The organism is Stenotrophomonas sp. 59, assembly GCF_030291095.1.
GTDB classification, from domain to species: domain Bacteria; phylum Pseudomonadota; class Gammaproteobacteria; order Xanthomonadales; family Xanthomonadaceae; genus Stenotrophomonas; species Stenotrophomonas maltophilia_Q.
The window spans coordinates 468,720-484,893 of the sequence record NZ_CP127408.1 but is presented as its reverse complement, the minus strand read 5'-3'; the positions used below and the strand labels follow the sequence as shown (position 1 = coordinate 484,893).

General features: G+C 66.9%; 16 protein-coding genes. 9 read left to right on the top strand and 7 right to left on the bottom strand.

The annotated features are described in order from the left end of the window. The first annotated feature begins 178 nt into the window (after positions 1–178). Positions 179–1,795: an EAL domain-containing protein gene (locus QP552_RS02145; protein ID WP_106551430.1), complete on the top strand. Its 1,617-nt coding sequence runs from the start codon at positions 179–181 to the stop codon at positions 1,793–1,795. A gap of 323 nt (positions 1,796–2,118) precedes the next feature. On the opposite strand, the gene QP552_RS02140 is transcribed toward QP552_RS02145, so the two are convergent. Together QP552_RS02140 and QP552_RS02135 are read right to left on the bottom strand one after the other, a co-directional pair. Continuing rightward, positions 2,119–3,303 (bottom strand): MFS transporter, encoded by a 1,185-nt coding sequence (locus QP552_RS02140; RefSeq protein ID WP_286074840.1) that lies wholly within the window; start codon positions 3,301–3,303, stop codon positions 2,119–2,121. Next, on the bottom strand, positions 3,300–4,478 hold the full coding sequence (locus tag QP552_RS02135; protein WP_286074838.1) for a serine hydrolase domain-containing protein: 1,179 nt from the start codon (positions 4,476–4,478) through the stop codon (positions 3,300–3,302). The genes QP552_RS02140 and QP552_RS02135 overlap by 4 nt, the downstream gene beginning before the upstream one ends. Before the next feature lie 227 nt (positions 4,479–4,705). Between QP552_RS02135 and QP552_RS02130 the strand changes: the two genes are divergently transcribed. Then, on the top strand, positions 4,706–5,605 hold the full coding sequence (locus tag QP552_RS02130; RefSeq protein WP_106550526.1) for a LysR family transcriptional regulator: 900 nt from the start codon (positions 4,706–4,708) through the stop codon (positions 5,603–5,605). A gap of 300 nt (positions 5,606–5,905) precedes the next feature. Continuing rightward, entirely contained in the window at positions 5,906–7,513 is a 1,608-nt protein-coding gene (locus QP552_RS02125; protein WP_286074837.1) for an ATP-binding cassette domain-containing protein, read from the top strand. Positions 7,514–7,697: 184 nt separating this feature from the next. On the opposite strand, the gene QP552_RS02120 is transcribed toward QP552_RS02125, so the two are convergent. Then, complete coding sequence (locus QP552_RS02120; RefSeq protein WP_111113736.1) at positions 7,698–9,023, bottom strand: GTP-binding protein; 1,326 nt, start codon at positions 9,021–9,023, stop codon at positions 7,698–7,700. A 69-nt stretch (positions 9,024–9,092) separates the two neighbouring features. On the opposite strand from QP552_RS02120, the gene QP552_RS02115 reads away from it, so the two are divergent. Further along, the gene (locus QP552_RS02115; RefSeq protein ID WP_108270577.1) at positions 9,093–9,467 is read left to right on the top strand and encodes a MerC domain-containing protein; all 375 of its coding nucleotides are present in this window, start codon (positions 9,093–9,095) and stop codon (positions 9,465–9,467) included. A 97-nt stretch (positions 9,468–9,564) separates the two neighbouring features. On the opposite strand, the gene QP552_RS02110 is transcribed toward QP552_RS02115, so the two are convergent. Then, positions 9,565–9,849: a metal/formaldehyde-sensitive transcriptional repressor gene (locus tag QP552_RS02110; RefSeq protein WP_106550496.1), complete on the bottom strand. Its 285-nt coding sequence runs from the start codon at positions 9,847–9,849 to the stop codon at positions 9,565–9,567. Between the two features lie 49 nt (positions 9,850–9,898). Here QP552_RS02110 and dmeF point away from each other — a divergent pair, with 49 nt between their 5' ends. Continuing rightward, on the top strand, positions 9,899–10,864 hold the full coding sequence (gene dmeF / locus QP552_RS02105) for a CDF family Co(II)/Ni(II) efflux transporter DmeF (RefSeq protein WP_286074834.1): 966 nt from the start codon (positions 9,899–9,901) through the stop codon (positions 10,862–10,864). Between the two features lie 86 nt (positions 10,865–10,950). Here dmeF and QP552_RS02100 read toward each other — a convergent pair whose 3' ends face one another. Beyond that, positions 10,951–11,235 carry a hypothetical protein gene (locus tag QP552_RS02100; RefSeq protein ID WP_099560730.1) on the bottom strand — a complete coding sequence of 95 codons (285 nt, stop codon included), beginning with the start codon at positions 11,233–11,235 and terminating at the stop codon, positions 10,951–10,953. Between the two features lie 90 nt (positions 11,236–11,325). Between QP552_RS02100 and QP552_RS02095 the strand changes: the two genes are divergently transcribed. The 3 genes from QP552_RS02095 to QP552_RS02085 all read left to right on the top strand — a co-directional run bounded on the left by QP552_RS02095 (position 11,326) and on the right by QP552_RS02085 (position 13,571). Beyond that, positions 11,326–11,742 carry a hypothetical protein gene (locus QP552_RS02095; protein WP_286074832.1) on the top strand — a complete coding sequence of 139 codons (417 nt, stop codon included), beginning with the start codon at positions 11,326–11,328 and terminating at the stop codon, positions 11,740–11,742. 127 nt (positions 11,743–11,869) lie between these two features. Next, entirely contained in the window at positions 11,870–12,544 is a 675-nt protein-coding gene (locus tag QP552_RS02090; protein WP_286074831.1) for a hypothetical protein, read from the top strand. Between the two features lie 184 nt (positions 12,545–12,728). Then, the gene (locus QP552_RS02085; RefSeq protein WP_286074830.1) at positions 12,729–13,571 is read left to right on the top strand and encodes an MnmC family methyltransferase; all 843 of its coding nucleotides are present in this window, start codon (positions 12,729–12,731) and stop codon (positions 13,569–13,571) included. Positions 13,572–13,574: 3 nt separating this feature from the next. Here the strand turns inward: QP552_RS02085 and QP552_RS02080 are convergent, their stop codons facing one another. Beyond that, positions 13,575–14,543 (bottom strand): polysaccharide deacetylase family protein, encoded by a 969-nt coding sequence (locus QP552_RS02080; RefSeq protein WP_286074829.1) that lies wholly within the window; start codon positions 14,541–14,543, stop codon positions 13,575–13,577. Between the two features lie 70 nt (positions 14,544–14,613). Then, positions 14,614–15,273: a hypothetical protein gene (locus tag QP552_RS02075; protein WP_286074828.1), complete on the bottom strand. Its 660-nt coding sequence runs from the start codon at positions 15,271–15,273 to the stop codon at positions 14,614–14,616. Positions 15,274–15,405: 132 nt separating this feature from the next. Here QP552_RS02075 and QP552_RS02070 point away from each other — a divergent pair, with 132 nt between their 5' ends. Continuing rightward, positions 15,406–16,086, top strand: coding sequence for a hypothetical protein (locus QP552_RS02070; RefSeq protein WP_286074827.1), 681 nt, complete (start codon positions 15,406–15,408; stop codon positions 16,084–16,086). The last annotated feature ends 88 nt before the right edge of the window (positions 16,087–16,174 follow it).

The following is a 16,174-nucleotide window of genomic DNA, read 5'->3' as shown; positions in this document are numbered from 1 at the left end:
GAGCGCCAGCGCCGGATGGGCCGATCCCGTCAAACCTGGCCGCTTTCATCACAATGTGACGAAATGCCGGGTCGAGCCCATTCCTCCCGGCCCGGCGCCATGCTCAGATAGCCGCACCTGCCCAAGGATCGGCCCAGTCCATGCACCCTGCCCTGCCCGCCCTGCTGGAGCCCCGGCCATGAGCCGGCTGCGCGTGATCATTGGCGGCACCGCACTGGCGCTGCTGGCCGCGGCTGTGCCGATCGCAGTGATGGCCTATGCCACCTGGGACCGTGCGGTCAGTGTCGAGCAGCAGCGCCTGCGCGACATCGCCGGCCGCACCCTGCGACGCTCCGACCAGTCCTACCTGGAAGCGCTGGCCGCGTTGAAGTCCGCCGAGGCCGGCGCCTACGACCCGTGCGGGCCGGACCACATCCGGCGCATGCAGACTCTGGTGATGACCACGTCGTCGGTCGACCAGATGGGCTATTTCGAGGGCGGCAAGCTGCGTTGCACGTCGTGGGGGCCGTTCCCATCCGACGTGAACCAGCCCAAGGCCGACCATGTCACCAGTGACGGTGCGGGGATTGCGGTGGATGTGCGGCCCGAAACCAGTGGCCGGCGGCAGATGCTGGCCATCCTGTACGGCAACTACGATGTGCTGGTCGATCCGCGCCGCTTCGTCGACGTCATCGTCGACCCGCACGTGCGCCTGGCCCTGGCCAGCCCGGACGGCCGCCTGCTGGCCAGGCAGGAGGGCATGGACCCGGCGCTGCTGGAAGCGCTGCTGCGAGCCCCGGGCGAAGGCCTGGACCAGAACACGCTGTACGCCACCGCCCGCAACGAGGAGTGGCTGGCGATCGCAACCACGCCACGTACCGCTTTGGCTGCGACCTTCCGCCAGCAGGCGTGGCTGTTCGTGCCGCTGGGCGTCCTGCTGGCCACCGCCGGTGCCGGCCTGGTGATCTGGCTGTCACGTCGCCGCCTGTCGCTGCGCGGCGAACTGGCCACCGCGATCCGGCGCCGCGAGCTGTACCTGCACTACCAGCCGATCATCGAACTGGATACCGGCATCTGCGTCGGCGCCGAGGCGCTGGTGCGCTGGCAGCGCCCGGATGGCACCCAGGTGCGCCCGGACCTGTTCATTCCGTTGGCCGAGGAAGCCGGAATGATCGCCGACGTCACCGATCTGGTGATCGAGAACGTGGTACGCGACATGCGCGAGCTGCTGGTGGCCGATCGCAGCGCACACATCGCGATCAATCTTGCCGCCGAGGACATCAGCAGCGGTCGCGCATTGAAGATGATCTCCAAGCACATGGCCGGCAGCGGCATCCTGCCGCAGCAGATCTGGATGGAAGCCACCGAGCGCGGCTTCCTCGACCTGGACCGCGCCCGCACGATGCTGGCGCAGGCACGCCGCGCCGGCCACAGCGTGGCCATCGATGATTTCGGCGTGGGCTTTTCCAGCCTGCAGTACCTGGAGCAGCTGCCGCTGGATGCGCTGAAGATCGACAAGTCGTTCATCGATGCGATCGGCACCGAGAGTGCGACCAGCCCGGTGACCCCGCACATCATCGACATGGCCAAGGAGCTGGGGCTGTGGGTGGTGGCCGAGGGCGTGGAGACCGAAGCACAGCTGGCCTATCTGCACAGCCGCAAGGTGGAATTCGGACAGGGCTGGCTGTTCTCGCGGCCACTGCCACGTGATGAGTTCGTGGCGTTCCATCACAAGCGGCAGCAGCGCTATGGCGCCGCGCGGGAGGACATGCAGAACCCGCGGAGCGTGCCGATCGAGCGTGAGGGAGTGGAGTAGGACGGCGAACGGCAGAGCCCCTCGTGGTGGGTCGCGCCCGGTGGATCCATCAGGTTGGGCCCGGTGGATGGGTCGCGCAGGGGGCGCTGCAAGTACGTCCATGTAAGCTCGATCGCCGCATCCATGCGGCTCACGCCCCTGCGCAACCCACCCACCCGGCCACGGACACATTGCGGCGGCGTCCCACCACGGAATCAACAGAAGAAAGCAAAAGCAGAAGCGAACGCGGGTCGCTGCGCTCGGTAGATCCACGCCATGCGTGGATGGCGTGAACCACGGTAGTGCCGGCGGTTGGCCGGCACCACATCACCGATGATCGCGGCCTACACCCACGCCTTCGGCCGCGCCAGCAACCATGCAGCGGTCACCGCCAGCAGCAGCAACGGCAACCATCCCAACTGGGTGGGCCCACCGGCCTGCAGCAGCACACCCCCCGCCACACCTCCCGCAGCAATGGCCAGGTTCCAGCCGGTCACCAGCATCGATTGCGCCAGATCTGCGGCGGCACCGGCACGGCGGGCGAGTGCGGTCTGGAACAGGGTTGGCACCGCGCCGAATGCCACGCCCCACAGGATCGTTGCAAGCAGCAGCGCGGTCGCGTTGCCCGGCCACAGCAGCAGCGCCAGCACCGGCAGGATGAAGCCGATCACCGCCGCCCACACCAACGTGCGCAGGTGGCGGTCCACGCCCCAGCCGGCAATACCGATGCCGGCAATCGCCGCCAGGCCGAAGGCCAGCAGCAGGCGGTCCAGCCACGGGCCCGCCCCCGCCTCCACTGCCAGCGGTTCGATGTAGGTGTAGAGCACGTTGTGTGCGAGCACGTACAACACCATCACCAGCAGTGCACTGCGCACGCCGGGCATGCGCCAGACCGCGCCCAGCGATGTGCGCTTGCCGGAACCCGCAGCAGGCAAGGCTGGCAGCGCCCAACGCGCATACGCCAGCAGCCCCACGCCCAGCACGCTCATCAATGCGAACGCCCAGCGCCAGCCGATCTGCTGGCCCAGCAGCGTGCCCGCCGGTACGCCCAGCGACAGCGCCAACGGCGATCCGACCATTGCCACCGCAATCGCCCGGCCCTGCAGCGAGGGCACCACCATGCGTGCGGCATAGCCGGCCACCAGCGACCACAGCAGCCCGCCGCTCACGCCCGCCAGGAAACGTGCGGCGAGGATCAGCGCATAGCTGCTGCTCAACGCGGTCAGTGTATTGACCACCACGAAGCCGGCAATCGCCGCCAGCAACAGCGGGCGTCGTGGCAGGCGCTGGGTCAGCGCGGTCATCGGCAATGCGGCCATCACCGAGCCCAGCGCATACACGCTCACCAGCTGCCCCACCGCCGCATCACTCACGCCCAGGCTGTCGCCCATCGGCCGCAATACACCGGCCGGCAAGGTCTCGGTCAGCAGGGTAATGAAGCCGCCGCCGGCCAGTGCAAGCAGGCCGGCCCATGGCAGACGCGTGGCTTCACCGGCCGGGCTGGCCGCATCGATGGCATGGCCACTCATCGTGCAGTCCCCAGGTCGGCATACACCGCATCGCGCAGTTCATCGACAAAGGCGCCGTCCATGCCTTCGTACAGCGTGTTGGTCAGCGCAGCCACGCTCAGGCCGCGCGCAGGATCGACAAACCAGCTGTGCCCGTAGGCACCGCCCCACCGCCATGTACCTGCGTGCTGCGGCGTGCCGCTGGCGGCCGCATCGCGCAGCACCGCAAAGCCAAGGCCGAAACCCCAACCCGCCGGTTCCGGCGGCCCCTGCTCGCCCACCTGCGGGGCCGCCATCTCCGCCAACAGCTGGGGCGGCAGCACGCCGGAGTGTTGCCCGTCGCGCAGCGCCTCCAGTACCGTCATCACCTCATCGGCGCTACCCACCAGGCCTGCGCCAGCCGAAGGGAACCGGCTGGCATCGGTCGCGCGGGCGAGGCTGTACTCGATGCCCAACGTGCCCTCGAACGGGGCGACCACCTCGCCTTCGTGCAGGCGGTGCGGCTGCGGTGTGTCGGTGACATACGGCGTGGCCAGCCGTGCCGCATCGTGGGTGGCGAATGCGGTATCGCGCAGGCCCAAGGGCGCAGCCAGCAAGCGGGCGAACAAGGCCTGCAGGGTTTCACCGGTTGCCGCTTCCGCCACTGCGCCGGCCACGTCCACGCCCAGCGAATACATCCACTGGCTGCCCGGTGCGAACAGCAGTGGCGCCTGCGCGATGCGGCGCACGTTCTCGGCCAGGGTCAACGGGTTGGCATCCATGCCGTCGCTGACGCCCGCGCGCGCATAGGGGCCATCCGCTTCGGCTTCGAGGAAGCGGTAGCCCAGCCCGCTGCTGTGGCTGAGCAGCTGGCGCAGGCTGATCGGCGGCGTGCTGCCATCGGCCAGCGCCGGGCGGAAGTCCGGCAGCCAGCGCTGCACCGGTGCATCGAGGTCGAGCACGCCCTCGGCCACCAGGCGCAGGATCACCGTGGTCAGCAGCGGCTTGCTCACCGAGGCCAGCCGGAACAGCTGGTCGCGCTGCATCGGCGTGGCCGACTCGCGATCCGCCAGGCCCGTGGCGCTGGCATGGCGCAGCACGCCGTGCTCGCGCACCAGCACCACCGCACCGACCAGGCGCTGCGGGTGGACCTGCTGCAGCAGCCGCTGCACCGAAGGCAGTGTCGGCGCAGGTTCGAAGGAAGGAGCGGCATTCATCGCGGTGATCCATGGGGGAGAGGCCGCCACGTTAGGCAGCGGGCGTCCGCGCAAAAAGCCGGTTGCCGCTCCGGGCATCATGGACCGTGCAGTCCGCAATCGGCATGATGGCCGGAACTGCAAGGCCGCAACGGTCCCCACTCCCCCCGCACCACAGTGTTGCGATGGCGGAGCCGCCCGCAGCGGTCGCGCCGACCTACCCTGCCGCTTTCACCGCCCGCACGCCCATGTCAGTCCTGGACAACCTCGCCAACCTGCAGACCTTCGTGCATGCCGCCGACACCCGCAGCTTTGTCGAGACCGGGCGTCTGCAGGGCATATCCGCCTCGGCAGCGGGCAAGTGCGTGGCGCGGCTGGAGCACGCGCTGGGCGTGCGCCTGTTCCATCGCAGCACGCGCAGCATCACCCTCACCGCCGAGGGCCAGCTGTTCCTGGCGCGCTGCCGGCGCATCCTCGACGAGCGCGACGCTGCCCGCACCGAACTGGCGCAGCCACACGCCTCACCCAAGGGCACGCTGCGCATCAGCCTGCCCCTGGTCGGCGACCTCACCCTGCCGTTGATGGCCGAATTCATGGCGGCGTATCCCGACATCCGCCTCGACCTGGATTTCAGCGATCGGCTGGTCGACGTCATCGAGGAAGGTTTCGATGCGGTGCTGCGCGTCGGTGAGCCCAGCGACTCGCGCATGAACGCACGGCGGCTGGGCGTGTTCCCGCGCCGCATCGTCGCCTCCCCCGCCTATCTGCAGCGCCGCGGCATTCCACGCACGCCAGCGGAGCTGATGCAGCACACCCTGCTGCACTACCGCTTCCCCAGCACCGGCAAGCTGGAACTGTGGCCGATCCACTGGCCCGATGATCAGACGCCACAGGAACTGCCGGTGCACATGGTGGCCAACACCATCGAAGCGCGGGTGGCACTGGCGCTGCGCGATATCGGCCTGGCCTTCGTGCCGGTGCACTCGGTGCGCGATGCGCTGGCCGACGGTCGCCTGGTCACCGTGCTGGACGAGCATGTGCATTCCTGCGGCATCTTCCACCTGTTGTGGCCCTCCGGCCGCCACGTGCTGCCGAAGCTGCGGGTGTTCATCGATTTCGTCAGCGAACGCCTGGAAACCGTGCCGTAGGCCCGAAAGCTCCACGGCATACGCCACGTCGCGGTAGATCCACGCCATGCGTGGATGCTTCTCGCGGCGAAAGGAAGCCGAGCATCGGCTCGGCTCTACAGAACCACCCGACCATCGGTAGCGCCGGGCCATGCCCGGCGGCCGCACACCTGACCATTCAGCCACTGCCGCTATACTGGCCGCTCATTCCTCCCAGAGGCTCGCGACCAATGCGCCATTGATGCCGCCGTCTTCCCAACAGACGGCCTGACTCTTCCCGCCCCTGCGCGCAGGGGAGAACCCGGCATCCATGGAGGTCGCATGACCACACATTCCCTCACGCTCGATCGCGTGTCGTATCGGCTGGCCGACGGCCGTCCTCTGTTTTCCGACCTGTCGTTTTCCTTCGATCCGGTCGCCACCGGCCTGGTCGGTGCCAACGGCGCCGGCAAGAGCGTGCTGGCACGCCTGTTGGCCGGCCGCCTGTCACCCGACAGCGGCCAGGTACGCGGCAGCGGCCGCGTATTCCTGTTGCCCACGCCCGGCTATCCACCGTCCGGCACCGTGGGCGAGCTCGCCGGTGTCGGCAAGGCACTGGCCGCGCTGACGCGCATCGAAGCGGGCAGCGTGGATGAGGCCGACTTCGCCTGCGTCGGTGACCACTGGGATCTGCGTGATCGCCTGCAACAGCAATGGCAGGCATTACGCCTGCCCGGCGATCTCGATCCCGACCAGCCCGCCGCACGCCTCAGCGGTGGCCAGGCGATGCAGGTGGCGCTGTCCGGTGCCTGGGCCAGCGACGCCGACTGGCTGATCCTGGACGAACCCAGCAACCATCTCGACGTGCGGCATCGACAGCAGCTGTACGAACAGCTGCAGCAATGGCGTGGCGGCCTGCTGGCGATAAGCCATGATCGCGAGCTGCTTGGGCACATGCAGCAGATCGTCGAACTGGACGCACGGGGACTGCACCGCTATGGCGGGCCGTGGCAGCACTACGCCGACGCGCGTGCCGCCGAACGCGAAGCTGCCGCCGCCCAACTCGACCATGCGCGCGCCCAGCACCGCCAGCAGCAGCGCAGCGCGCGTGAGCAGCACGAACGGCAGCAGCAACGCCAGGCACGCGGCAACCGCGATGCGAAGCAGGCCAACCAGGCACCGATCCTGCTGGGCCGGCAGAAGCAGCGCGCCGAGGCCAGCCAGGGTCGATCGCAGCAGATCCAGGCCGAGCGCCTGCTGGCCAGCGCCGGCCAGCTGCGCGCAGCGGCATCAGCGGTTCACGCGGCGCCGGAACTGGCACTGTTTGCCGGTGAAGGCGAACGCGGCAGTTCACGCCTGCTGCAAGCGGAGTCGCTGGTGCTTCCGCATGGGTGCAGCGCTCCATTGCAGCTCGAGATCCGACGCGGGCAGCGCATCGCTGTGGTCGGTGACAACGGTGCTGGAAAATCCACCCTGCTGCGTGTGCTGGCAGGGCACCTGCCCGCGCGCAGTGGCACCGTGCAACGGCATGCGCCATTGGCACTGCTTGACCAGCAGCTGTTGGGATTGTCTGGCGGGCACAGCATCCTGGAGACAGTGCAGGCGGCAAACCCGGGCACCGATGTGGGCGAACTGCGCACGCGGCTTGCCCTGCTCGGGCTGGACGCACAACGCATCCAGCGGGCAGCCCATGGCCTCAGCGATGGCGAGCGCGTAAAGGGTGCGCTGGCCAGCGTCCTGTATGCCGATCCCGCACCCCAGCTGTTGCTGCTGGACGAACCCGGTAATGCGCTGGATCTGAGTGCATTGCAGGCGTTGGAGGAACTGCTTGCGGCCTGGCCGGGTGCACTGATGATGGTCAGCCACGACCGGCATCTGCTGCAGGCGTTGCGACCAACACAGGTGCTGCACGTCACCGCAGACGGTTGGCAGTGGCGCGAGACGCTGTAGATCCACGCCATGCGTGGATTCGATTCTGTAGAGCCGAGCCCACGCTCGGCTGCAGTTGCATTAGAGCCACGCCATGCGTGGATGGAATGATCCGCCAGCCGAGCGTGGGCTCGGCTCTACAAGGCGGGCAAAGACCGGTTGAACCGCCATCAACGCATGGCGGGGATCTACAGGAGCCGTTCGATCAACGCTTCCACACCGGGAACGACTGCGGCAGCTGCTGCCACAGCAGCGGCCCCGCACGCAGTTCCTGGTCATTGAGCAGGCAGGCATCCAGCTCCGCACGCACCGCGCGCTCATCCATGTGCACGCCAATCACCACCAGTTCCTGACGACGATCGCCCCACAAGGGATGCCACAGCCGCTGCATCGCCGCGTGCGCGGCCGAATCCGGAAACTCCTCCAGGCCCGGCAACGGCGCGCTCCAGCAGTCGGCCTGCTGCCGGGCCCAGCCAAGGTCACTGTAAGGCAACGGCGTGGGCGGCAGCAGCGGTGTGGTGTCCTCGATGCCCGCACGCACACGATCGCGCGCGGCGTACCAGAAGCCCGCCGCCTGCGTGCGTGTCGCCGCGCCCACCGTGTTCAGTTCACCCACCCAGTCCATGCGGTTGGCCAGCCAGAACCAGCCCTTGCTGCGGATCACGCCGGGCATGCCCGACTGCAGCGCGCGCGCGAAGCGCCCGGGATGGAACGGCCGCCGCGAACGGTAGACGAAACTGCCAATGCCGTACTCCTCGGTTTCGGGTGTGTGCTCACCACGCAGTTCCTTCACCCAGCCGGGTGCACGTTGCGCACGCTCCATGTCGAAGCGACCGGTATCCAGCAGTTCGGCCAGTGGCACATCGCCGAAGCTGGACAGCAGCAGCCTGGCGTCGCGGTTCAACCCGCGCAGCACGGCCAGCGTGTCCTGCAGCACCTCGTCGTCCACCTGGTCCACCTTGCTGACCACGATCACGTCGGCGAACTCGACCTGCTCGCACAGCAGGTCAACCACCCCGCGGTCATCCTCCGGGCCGGCCTGCTGGCCACGCTCGGCCAGGCGCAGCGTCGAGCCGAAGTCGGCAAGGAAGGCGCTGCCATCGACCACGGTCACCATCGTGTCCAGGCGCGCAATGTCACTCAGGCTGAAGCCGTGCTCGTCGCGCACCGCGAACGTCGCGGCCACCGGCATCGGTTCGCCGATGCCGGTCGATTCGATCAGCAGGTAGTCATAGCGACCCGCATCGGCGAGGCGCCGCACTTCCTGCAGCAGGTCATCACGCAGCGTGCAGCAGATGCAGCCGTTGCTGAATTCCACCAGCGTCTCTTCGGTGCGGCGCAGTTCGGCGCCGCCTTCGCGCACCAGCTGTGCGTCGATGTTGACCTCGCTCATGTCGTTGACGATGACCGCCACGCGCAGGCCCTCACGGTTGCGCAGGATCTGGTTGAGCAGGGTGGTTTTGCCGGCCCCGAGGAAGCCGGACAGCACGGTGACCGGAAGGCGACGGTCGGCGCGGGAAACAGTGTTCATGTCGGAGCGGGTTGGCTGCGGAACGGAAATGTTACTGTATAACATATGTTGTGCAAGGAACCTCCCCCGATGAAGTCGCCTTCCGCCGCCCTGCTCGATGCCGGTGCGGTCGCCCTGTCCAGCCTGTGCCTGCTCCATTGCCTGGCACTGCCTCTGCTCGCCGCCGCGTTGCCGCTGTTCGGCACCTGGGCCGAAGCGGAATGGGTGCACCTGCTGTTCGTGGCCATCGCCCTGCCGCTGACCGGCTACGCGCTGTGGCGGGCCGAGCGACGTCATCCGCTGCCCGCACTGGCCTGGGCCACCGCCGGTGCCGGTCTGGGGCTGTTGCTGGCCGGCGCGCTGGCCCTTCCCTCGCATGACTGGGAAACGCCGATGACCGTTACCGGCAGCCTGCTGCTGGCCGCAACGCATATCTGGAACGCGCGGCACCGGCACGCAGGGTAGAGTCGACTGTTAGTCGACTATCGCGCGAAGCGAGGGATCTCATGCCGCCTGGGCAAAGAGCAGTCGACTAACAGTCGACTCTACCCCACCCCACGGCCTATTTGCCGTAGCGGCGCAGCAGCTCCACCAGCACTTCGGCTTCGGCGGCCCGCTGCTGCGGGTCTTCGGCGCCCACCACGTGCTCCTGCAGGTGCTCGTGCAGCAGCTCCATCAGCAGGCTGTGTGCGGCACCGCGCACCGCGGCGACCTGCACCAGCACGTCCGCGCAGTCGCCCGCCTCGCCCTCGGGCTTGTCCAGCGCCTGTTCCAACGCCGCCACCTGGCCGCCGATACGGCGTACCCGGGTCAGCAGTTGCTTTCGATTCTTGTGTACATGGGCCATGGCGAGATCGTATACCCTATGGGGGTATCCTTCCACCCCTGGTCTGCCCATGCATCTGGACGCCCTTGCCGCCGCCCGCCGCCACGAACACCGCTTCGACGACGGCAACCCGCTGGCCGAACGCAATACCCGCCGCGCCATGTGGCTCACCGTCAGCATGATGCTGGTGGAGATCGTTGGCGGCTGGTGGTTCAACTCCATGGCCGTGCTCGCCGACGGCTGGCACATGAGCTCGCACGCGCTGGCGCTGGGCCTGTCGGTGTTCGCCTACCGTTGTGCTCGCCGCTACGCGCACGATCCGCGCTTCGCCTTCGGTACCTGGAAGATCGAAATCCTGGCCGGCTATACCAGTGCCATCGCCCTGCTCGGTGTCGCTGCACTGATGGCGGTGCAGTCGCTGGAGCGGCTGTGGGTGCCGGCACCGATCCATTACAACGAAGCCATTGCCATTGCGGTCGTCGGCCTGGCGGTGAACCTGCTGTGCGCCTGGTGGCTGCACGACAGCCCGGGGCATGCGCATCACCACCATGGGCACGCCCATGGCGATCACCACGGGCATGAACACGCGCACCACGATCACGCGCATGGTCACGACCTGAATCTGCGCTCGGCCTACGTGCATGTTCTGGCCGACGCCGCCACGTCGGTGCTGGCCATCGTCGCCCTGCTCGGCGGCAAGCTGCTGGGCCTGACCTGGCTGGACCCGGCGATGGGCCTGGTCGGCGCCGTGCTGGTCACGGTGTGGGCTGTAGGCCTGCTGCGCGACAGCGGCCGCATCCTGCTGGACGCGCAGATGGACGCACCGGTGGTGGCCGAAGTACGCGAAGTAATCGAACAGGGCCCGTGGCCGGCCCGTCTGGCCGACCTGCACGTCTGGCAGGTAGGGCGCGGCAAGTACGCGGTCAGTGCCAGCGTGGTCACCAGCGATGCCAGCCTGGATGCCGATACCGTGCGCAACGCGCTGGCCATCCATGAGGAGCTGGTGCACGTGACAGTGGAGATCCACCGCAGCTGATCCTGCGCGACTGCGGTCGAATCTGTAGAGCCGAGCCATGCTCGGCTGTCGCAGGCCATCAGCCGAGCATCGCTCGGCACTACCGCCTAGAGCTTCAACATCATCCGCAGCAGGTACATCAGCAGCGGCAGCGCACTGATCACGGCGCCGGCAATACCGATCCACGGCCAACGCTCGCCCCGCACGCGCGAGGCCACTGCCAGGCCGCCGCCGACCAGTGCTGCACCCAGCACGCCCACGCCCAGTCCGGCGGCCATGCCATTGCCGCCCGCGGCCACTGCTGCCTGCGCGGCCAACGTGCCAGCCCCCCAACCCACAGCGATCCCCAGCCAACTGGCCACGCCGCACCACGGTGCCTTGCCCTGCGCCATCCGAAAACCCCTTTCTTCTTGCCGAATTTCTGTACGGGCCACGCCCGCCTGCTGCCTACACTAGCCGCACCTGCCCTGTAGGGACATCCCATGCGCACGCTCCGCCTGCTGCTGCCCGGTGCCCTCCTCCTGCTCACTGCCTGCGGTGGCGACGCCGGGCTTCCGTTCTCCGCCGATCCCCTGCAGGGCTGCTTCGCCACCAGCGCGCGCAAACCGGCCGACTTCCGCATCGAAAAGGAAGGCGGCCAATACTTCGTTTCCTTCAGTCGCGGCGACCAGTGGCAGCGCGAACCCAATGCCCTGCACAAGGCCTCCCGCAGCGAGATCAGCCGCTATTTCCGCGATGACGCCGAACAGATCGACGAGGCGCTGATCCGCATGGCCGGCGGCTTCGGCATCTTCCACTTCAACAAGGGCGCGTCGCTGAAGGGTAAGGCCAGCGACAGTGACTACATGGCGCTGATGCTGATCGGGGCTGGGCCGGTGTATGCGGTGAAGTGCGATTGAGCAATGGATCAACATTCAAACTAGTAAGAAAAGTTTGAAATTTGGTCAAGTACGGTGCGGGTCACAATCTAAAAACTGAACATTGTTGAGCCTAGTGTCTCCGCAACCGAAGAACGGAGACTCGTAGATGATTAACCGCACACTGATCCTGTGTCTGGCAATCGCCACGGCCTCGCCTGCATTCGCAGAAACACCATTGAGCGTCGACAGAACGGAGCTCAGCGCCCAAGGAGAGATCATCATTGTTCGCCGTACAACTTGGCCAGACTTCGATGGGGGGCAGATTCAAGTTGATCAGCATCTGAAGCCGGATGGATTTGGACGACTGATCTATCGATACAGCGACCAATCGGAGGCGACCAAGCTCTATCACCAAGCTTTCTGCCTTTCCATGGATATGGAACCATCTCAAGGGGAAGGGACGATTGAAGGGCCGGCAGCAGGCTGGGTATGCACTCGCGAAAACACCCCTGGGAATCCAACCTCAAAATTGAATTCGAAGAGTATTGACTGGGTTACGGCAACTGCGCCGAGTGGACGTGTTCCTGTGGGCATCTCCTATTACTCAACAGGCCAGATGAACGCTGAAAGCTCCGTCGCGGGAGCCCGAACAGCCAAGATCGGTATTGACAACGGCAGATGCTACCTTAGCGATACACGTCATTATTCATCCCCTTTCTATCTCAGCGAGGGAATTGGCGTCATTTGCACCGTAATGGAGTCACGATTCGTGAGCACCTCGCTGGACGTGTGCATACCAAGGCAATGCGCTTCCAATCGCGGAACTCAGTTCGCCCAGTAGGCAACTGATTTTAGGCGGCCTTCAGCCTTTCACTGAAGGCCGCGTCGCGGCATCCCGCCATACGGATTAGTTGCACATGCCCCATGGACCGTTGCTTTCAACGACCATGGTCGGAAATCACCCTTTCAACCCATCATGAGCCCTGCGGTACCATGCCCTCCCCCGAACCGCCCCGGTACCTGCCGTGCCCCACTACAACGGCCCCCTGCTGACCCGCGACAGCGCCGACACCCTGCGCCGTGCCCATGACAAGGGCGCTGCCGACTGGCGGGGCTCGCTCGACCTCGGCCGCAGCGAGGACAGCGTGGCGCTGGATGGCGACGGCTTCCACTTCCGTGGCCAGGCCTACCCGTGGCCGGGCAAGCTGAAGGACCGCACGCTGTACTACTGGGATGGCGAGGAGTTCGCGCCGATCTCGCGCTACAGCGGTTCGCTGATCAAGCTGGTGCCCACCGAATGGGGCGCACCGACCTTCGAGATCGACGGCATCAAGATGCTGCCGACCTCCAAGCTGTCGCCGTTCGAGGATGCACGCCGCAAGGTCGAGCTGGTCGCCCCGGCCGGCAAGGTCATCCTCGATACCTGCGGCGGCCTGGGCTACTTCGCCGCCTGCGCGCTGGAGGCCGGTGTCGGCCAGATCCGCTCGTTCGAGAAGAACGCCGACGTGATGTGGCTGCGCACGCTCAATCCGTGGTCACCTGATCCGGACTCGGCGGCCGCAGGGGGCCGCCTGCAGTTCAGCCACGGCGATGTCTCGCAGCAGATCGAACAAGTGGCCAGCAACAGTGTCGACGCGATCCTGCACGACCCGCCGCGCTTCGGCATTGCCGGCGAGTTGTACTCGCAGGTGTTCTACGACCACCTCGCCCGCGTCATCCGCAAGGGCGGCCGGCTGTTCCATTACACCGGCGCGCCGAACAAGCTGACCAGCGGTCGCGACGTGCCGCGCGAAGTGGCCAAACGCCTGGAAAAGGCTGGCTTCAAGGCCGAGCTGGCGCTTGATGGCGTGCTGGCCGTCAAGCGCTGAGCTTCATTCCGAGTCCACTTTCGCCAGCTTCATCACCCACGCCGGCACCACCGGCTCACCGGCATAGAAGTCCTTCGGCTTCTTCTCCGCCATCGCCCAGCGGTGCAGCCAGCTCGGGCCGTAGCGACCGTTGTAGCCCTCGGCCCCACGTGCATAGGCTGGGTCACGCATCGCCTCGTCCAGCGAAATGAAGCGATAGCCACGCCGCTTCGTCGCAGCCACCAGTTCGGCGAACGTGGCCGCGTTGAGTTCGTTGGCATGCATCAGCCACACCTGCGGAAGCGCATGGCCCAGCAGCGCCTGCGACTGCTTCTCGTAGTAGTCCAGCTTGTTCAGCATGTAGGGCACGTAGCCTTTGCGCAGCTGCGCCAGCGTCGCCTCGCGTGCCGGGGAATCGGGCTGCTCGTTCATCACGTTGGCATAGGCGAACGCCCACACCCACTCGCCGTTGTCGACGGTGACCGGCGCCACGCGGTAGCCGTGTTCCTGGAAGAACGCGTCCATCTCCGCGCGCTCTTCCGGCGTGCGCCCAGCCCGCAGGTAGGGATGGCGCATCCACTGCGGTTTCAGGCCGCGCTCGGCCAGCAGCGGCCGCAGCACCGTCTCGCCGTGCAGGAAATCCTGCTGGAACGCAGGTACGCCCTTGGCATTCAGATCCATGTGCGAATACGTGTGGTTGCCAAGCTCATAACCGGCGTCCAGCCAATCGCGCAGCATCTGCACCCGCGCCGGCTTCACCTGCCCGTCTACCTCCAGCTTGTTCTCGTTGACGAAACCGACCACCGGCACGGCCGCCTGGCGCAGCTGGTCCATCAATGCCTCATGCCGTGCCTGCAGGTCCGGCGGCACGATCTCGTCCACCCGCGCCCATGGCAGGTCGTCGATGGTCACCGCAATCCGGCGGTCCACTTCAGCGGCGTGTACCGCCAGCGAGCACAGCAGCAACGGCACAGCACGCAGCAACCAACGCATCAGCACTTCCTTGCAGGGGCGAAGTGGCGACTCTAGCGCGATTACGGGTGCGCGGCCGGTCACACACCCACTATGGGCTGGACGGCTGCGCCTGGCGCTCACGCACGATTGCCCGCCACAGCATGAATCCCGCGGCCATCGCCATCAGCATCAACGCGGCCAGCACCAGCGCCAAGTCATCGGGATTACGCAGCAGCGGGGCATGCTCGTGGGTGAGGATCTCGAACACCACCCGCTGTGCCTGCGCCAACGGCAGCCGGCCCTGTCCGCCCAGTTCCACCAGGCACGCCGCTGGGGACAGCTTGGCCACGCTGGTCCATGCCATGTCGTACAGATGCAATGCCCTGACGGCCAGTGCCAGGATTGCGGCGTGCAGCGCCATCAACCCCCAGTTGGCGCGTCGCAGGCGTCCCGACAGGCGCCCCAGCCGGTAGACGCTGATCGACATCGCGCCGAGCAGAGCCAGCACCACACCGGCCATGGGGATCCACTGCAGCGGCTGCCACGGCGCCAACGCCGTGGAGCGCGCCAGCAGCTGTTCGGCCACCTGCATGCGCGCGGCAGGATCGGGGCCACCACAGGCTTCATCCACCGGCTCCAGCAGCAGTCCCACGCGGTAGTGGAAGAAACCTGCGGCCAGCACAACCGCCAGCAGTGCCACTACCTGCAGTACCAGCAGGATCGGGCCAGGACCACAGATACGGCAGAAGCGGGTAGCAGCAGAGGCCATCGGTTCGTCCATGACAACAAAGAACCATCCTAACCAAGCGTTCCCTGGTTGTCGGCGGGCGGATACGACAGCCCGCGTCCGCCCCGGTAGGATGTGGATGGGCATGGATGGTCGTACGTCGAGGTATCGTGGATGGTCACGCTGTATCTGTGGGTGCGGACGCTGTTTCCGTTGCTGGCGTTCGTGCTGGCCTGGATGCTGCTGTCGCGCCTGATCAAGGCTCGCGTGGCACGCCTTCCCCGCGTTCCATTGAACCTTCCCGAACACAGCAGCAGCCCACGCAGGAAGGATCGACGCATCTACACGCGCAAGTTGCGGCGCAAACCGGGGCTGCGCAACGCGACTCGCCCGGCTACGGCGCCGCGAAGCTGGAACCTCGCGGCAGCTTTCGTTTCGCTCTGCGCACTGATCGCCGCCGTACTGGTCATGCCGGATGGCGCGCGCTTCCAGGTGATGGTCGAGAGCCTTGCCGGCTACCCGGCCACCATTGCTGAAGTGCACGTTCCCGCTGCAAGGCAGACGCTTGTGCTGCAGGCGTGGCAGCCCACACTGGCGCAGTTGTCGCGGCCTGTAACCCTGCGCTACCCGATCGGGCGCACCGGCGGCGAGCATCAGGCGCATGCAACGCTGCCGGTGCAGGTAAGGCATCAGCGTGATCGGCTGCAGGTGGCTACGCCCGTGCCTGTGGACGGCGACGTGATGCGTGCGGAGCTTGCGCGCCTGGCTGGGCTGCCGACGGAGGCAATCACCGTCCGTCAGAGCGAGATCTCACCCTGGCGGGAACCCGGCTGGAAGCCGCTGGCCGAACGGTAGAGCCGAGCGCGCAAGCCAGCATGGCTCTGCACTACACGCAGCACCGGGCCCAGGCCAGGCCTCTGTTGCAGTAGATCCACGCCATGCG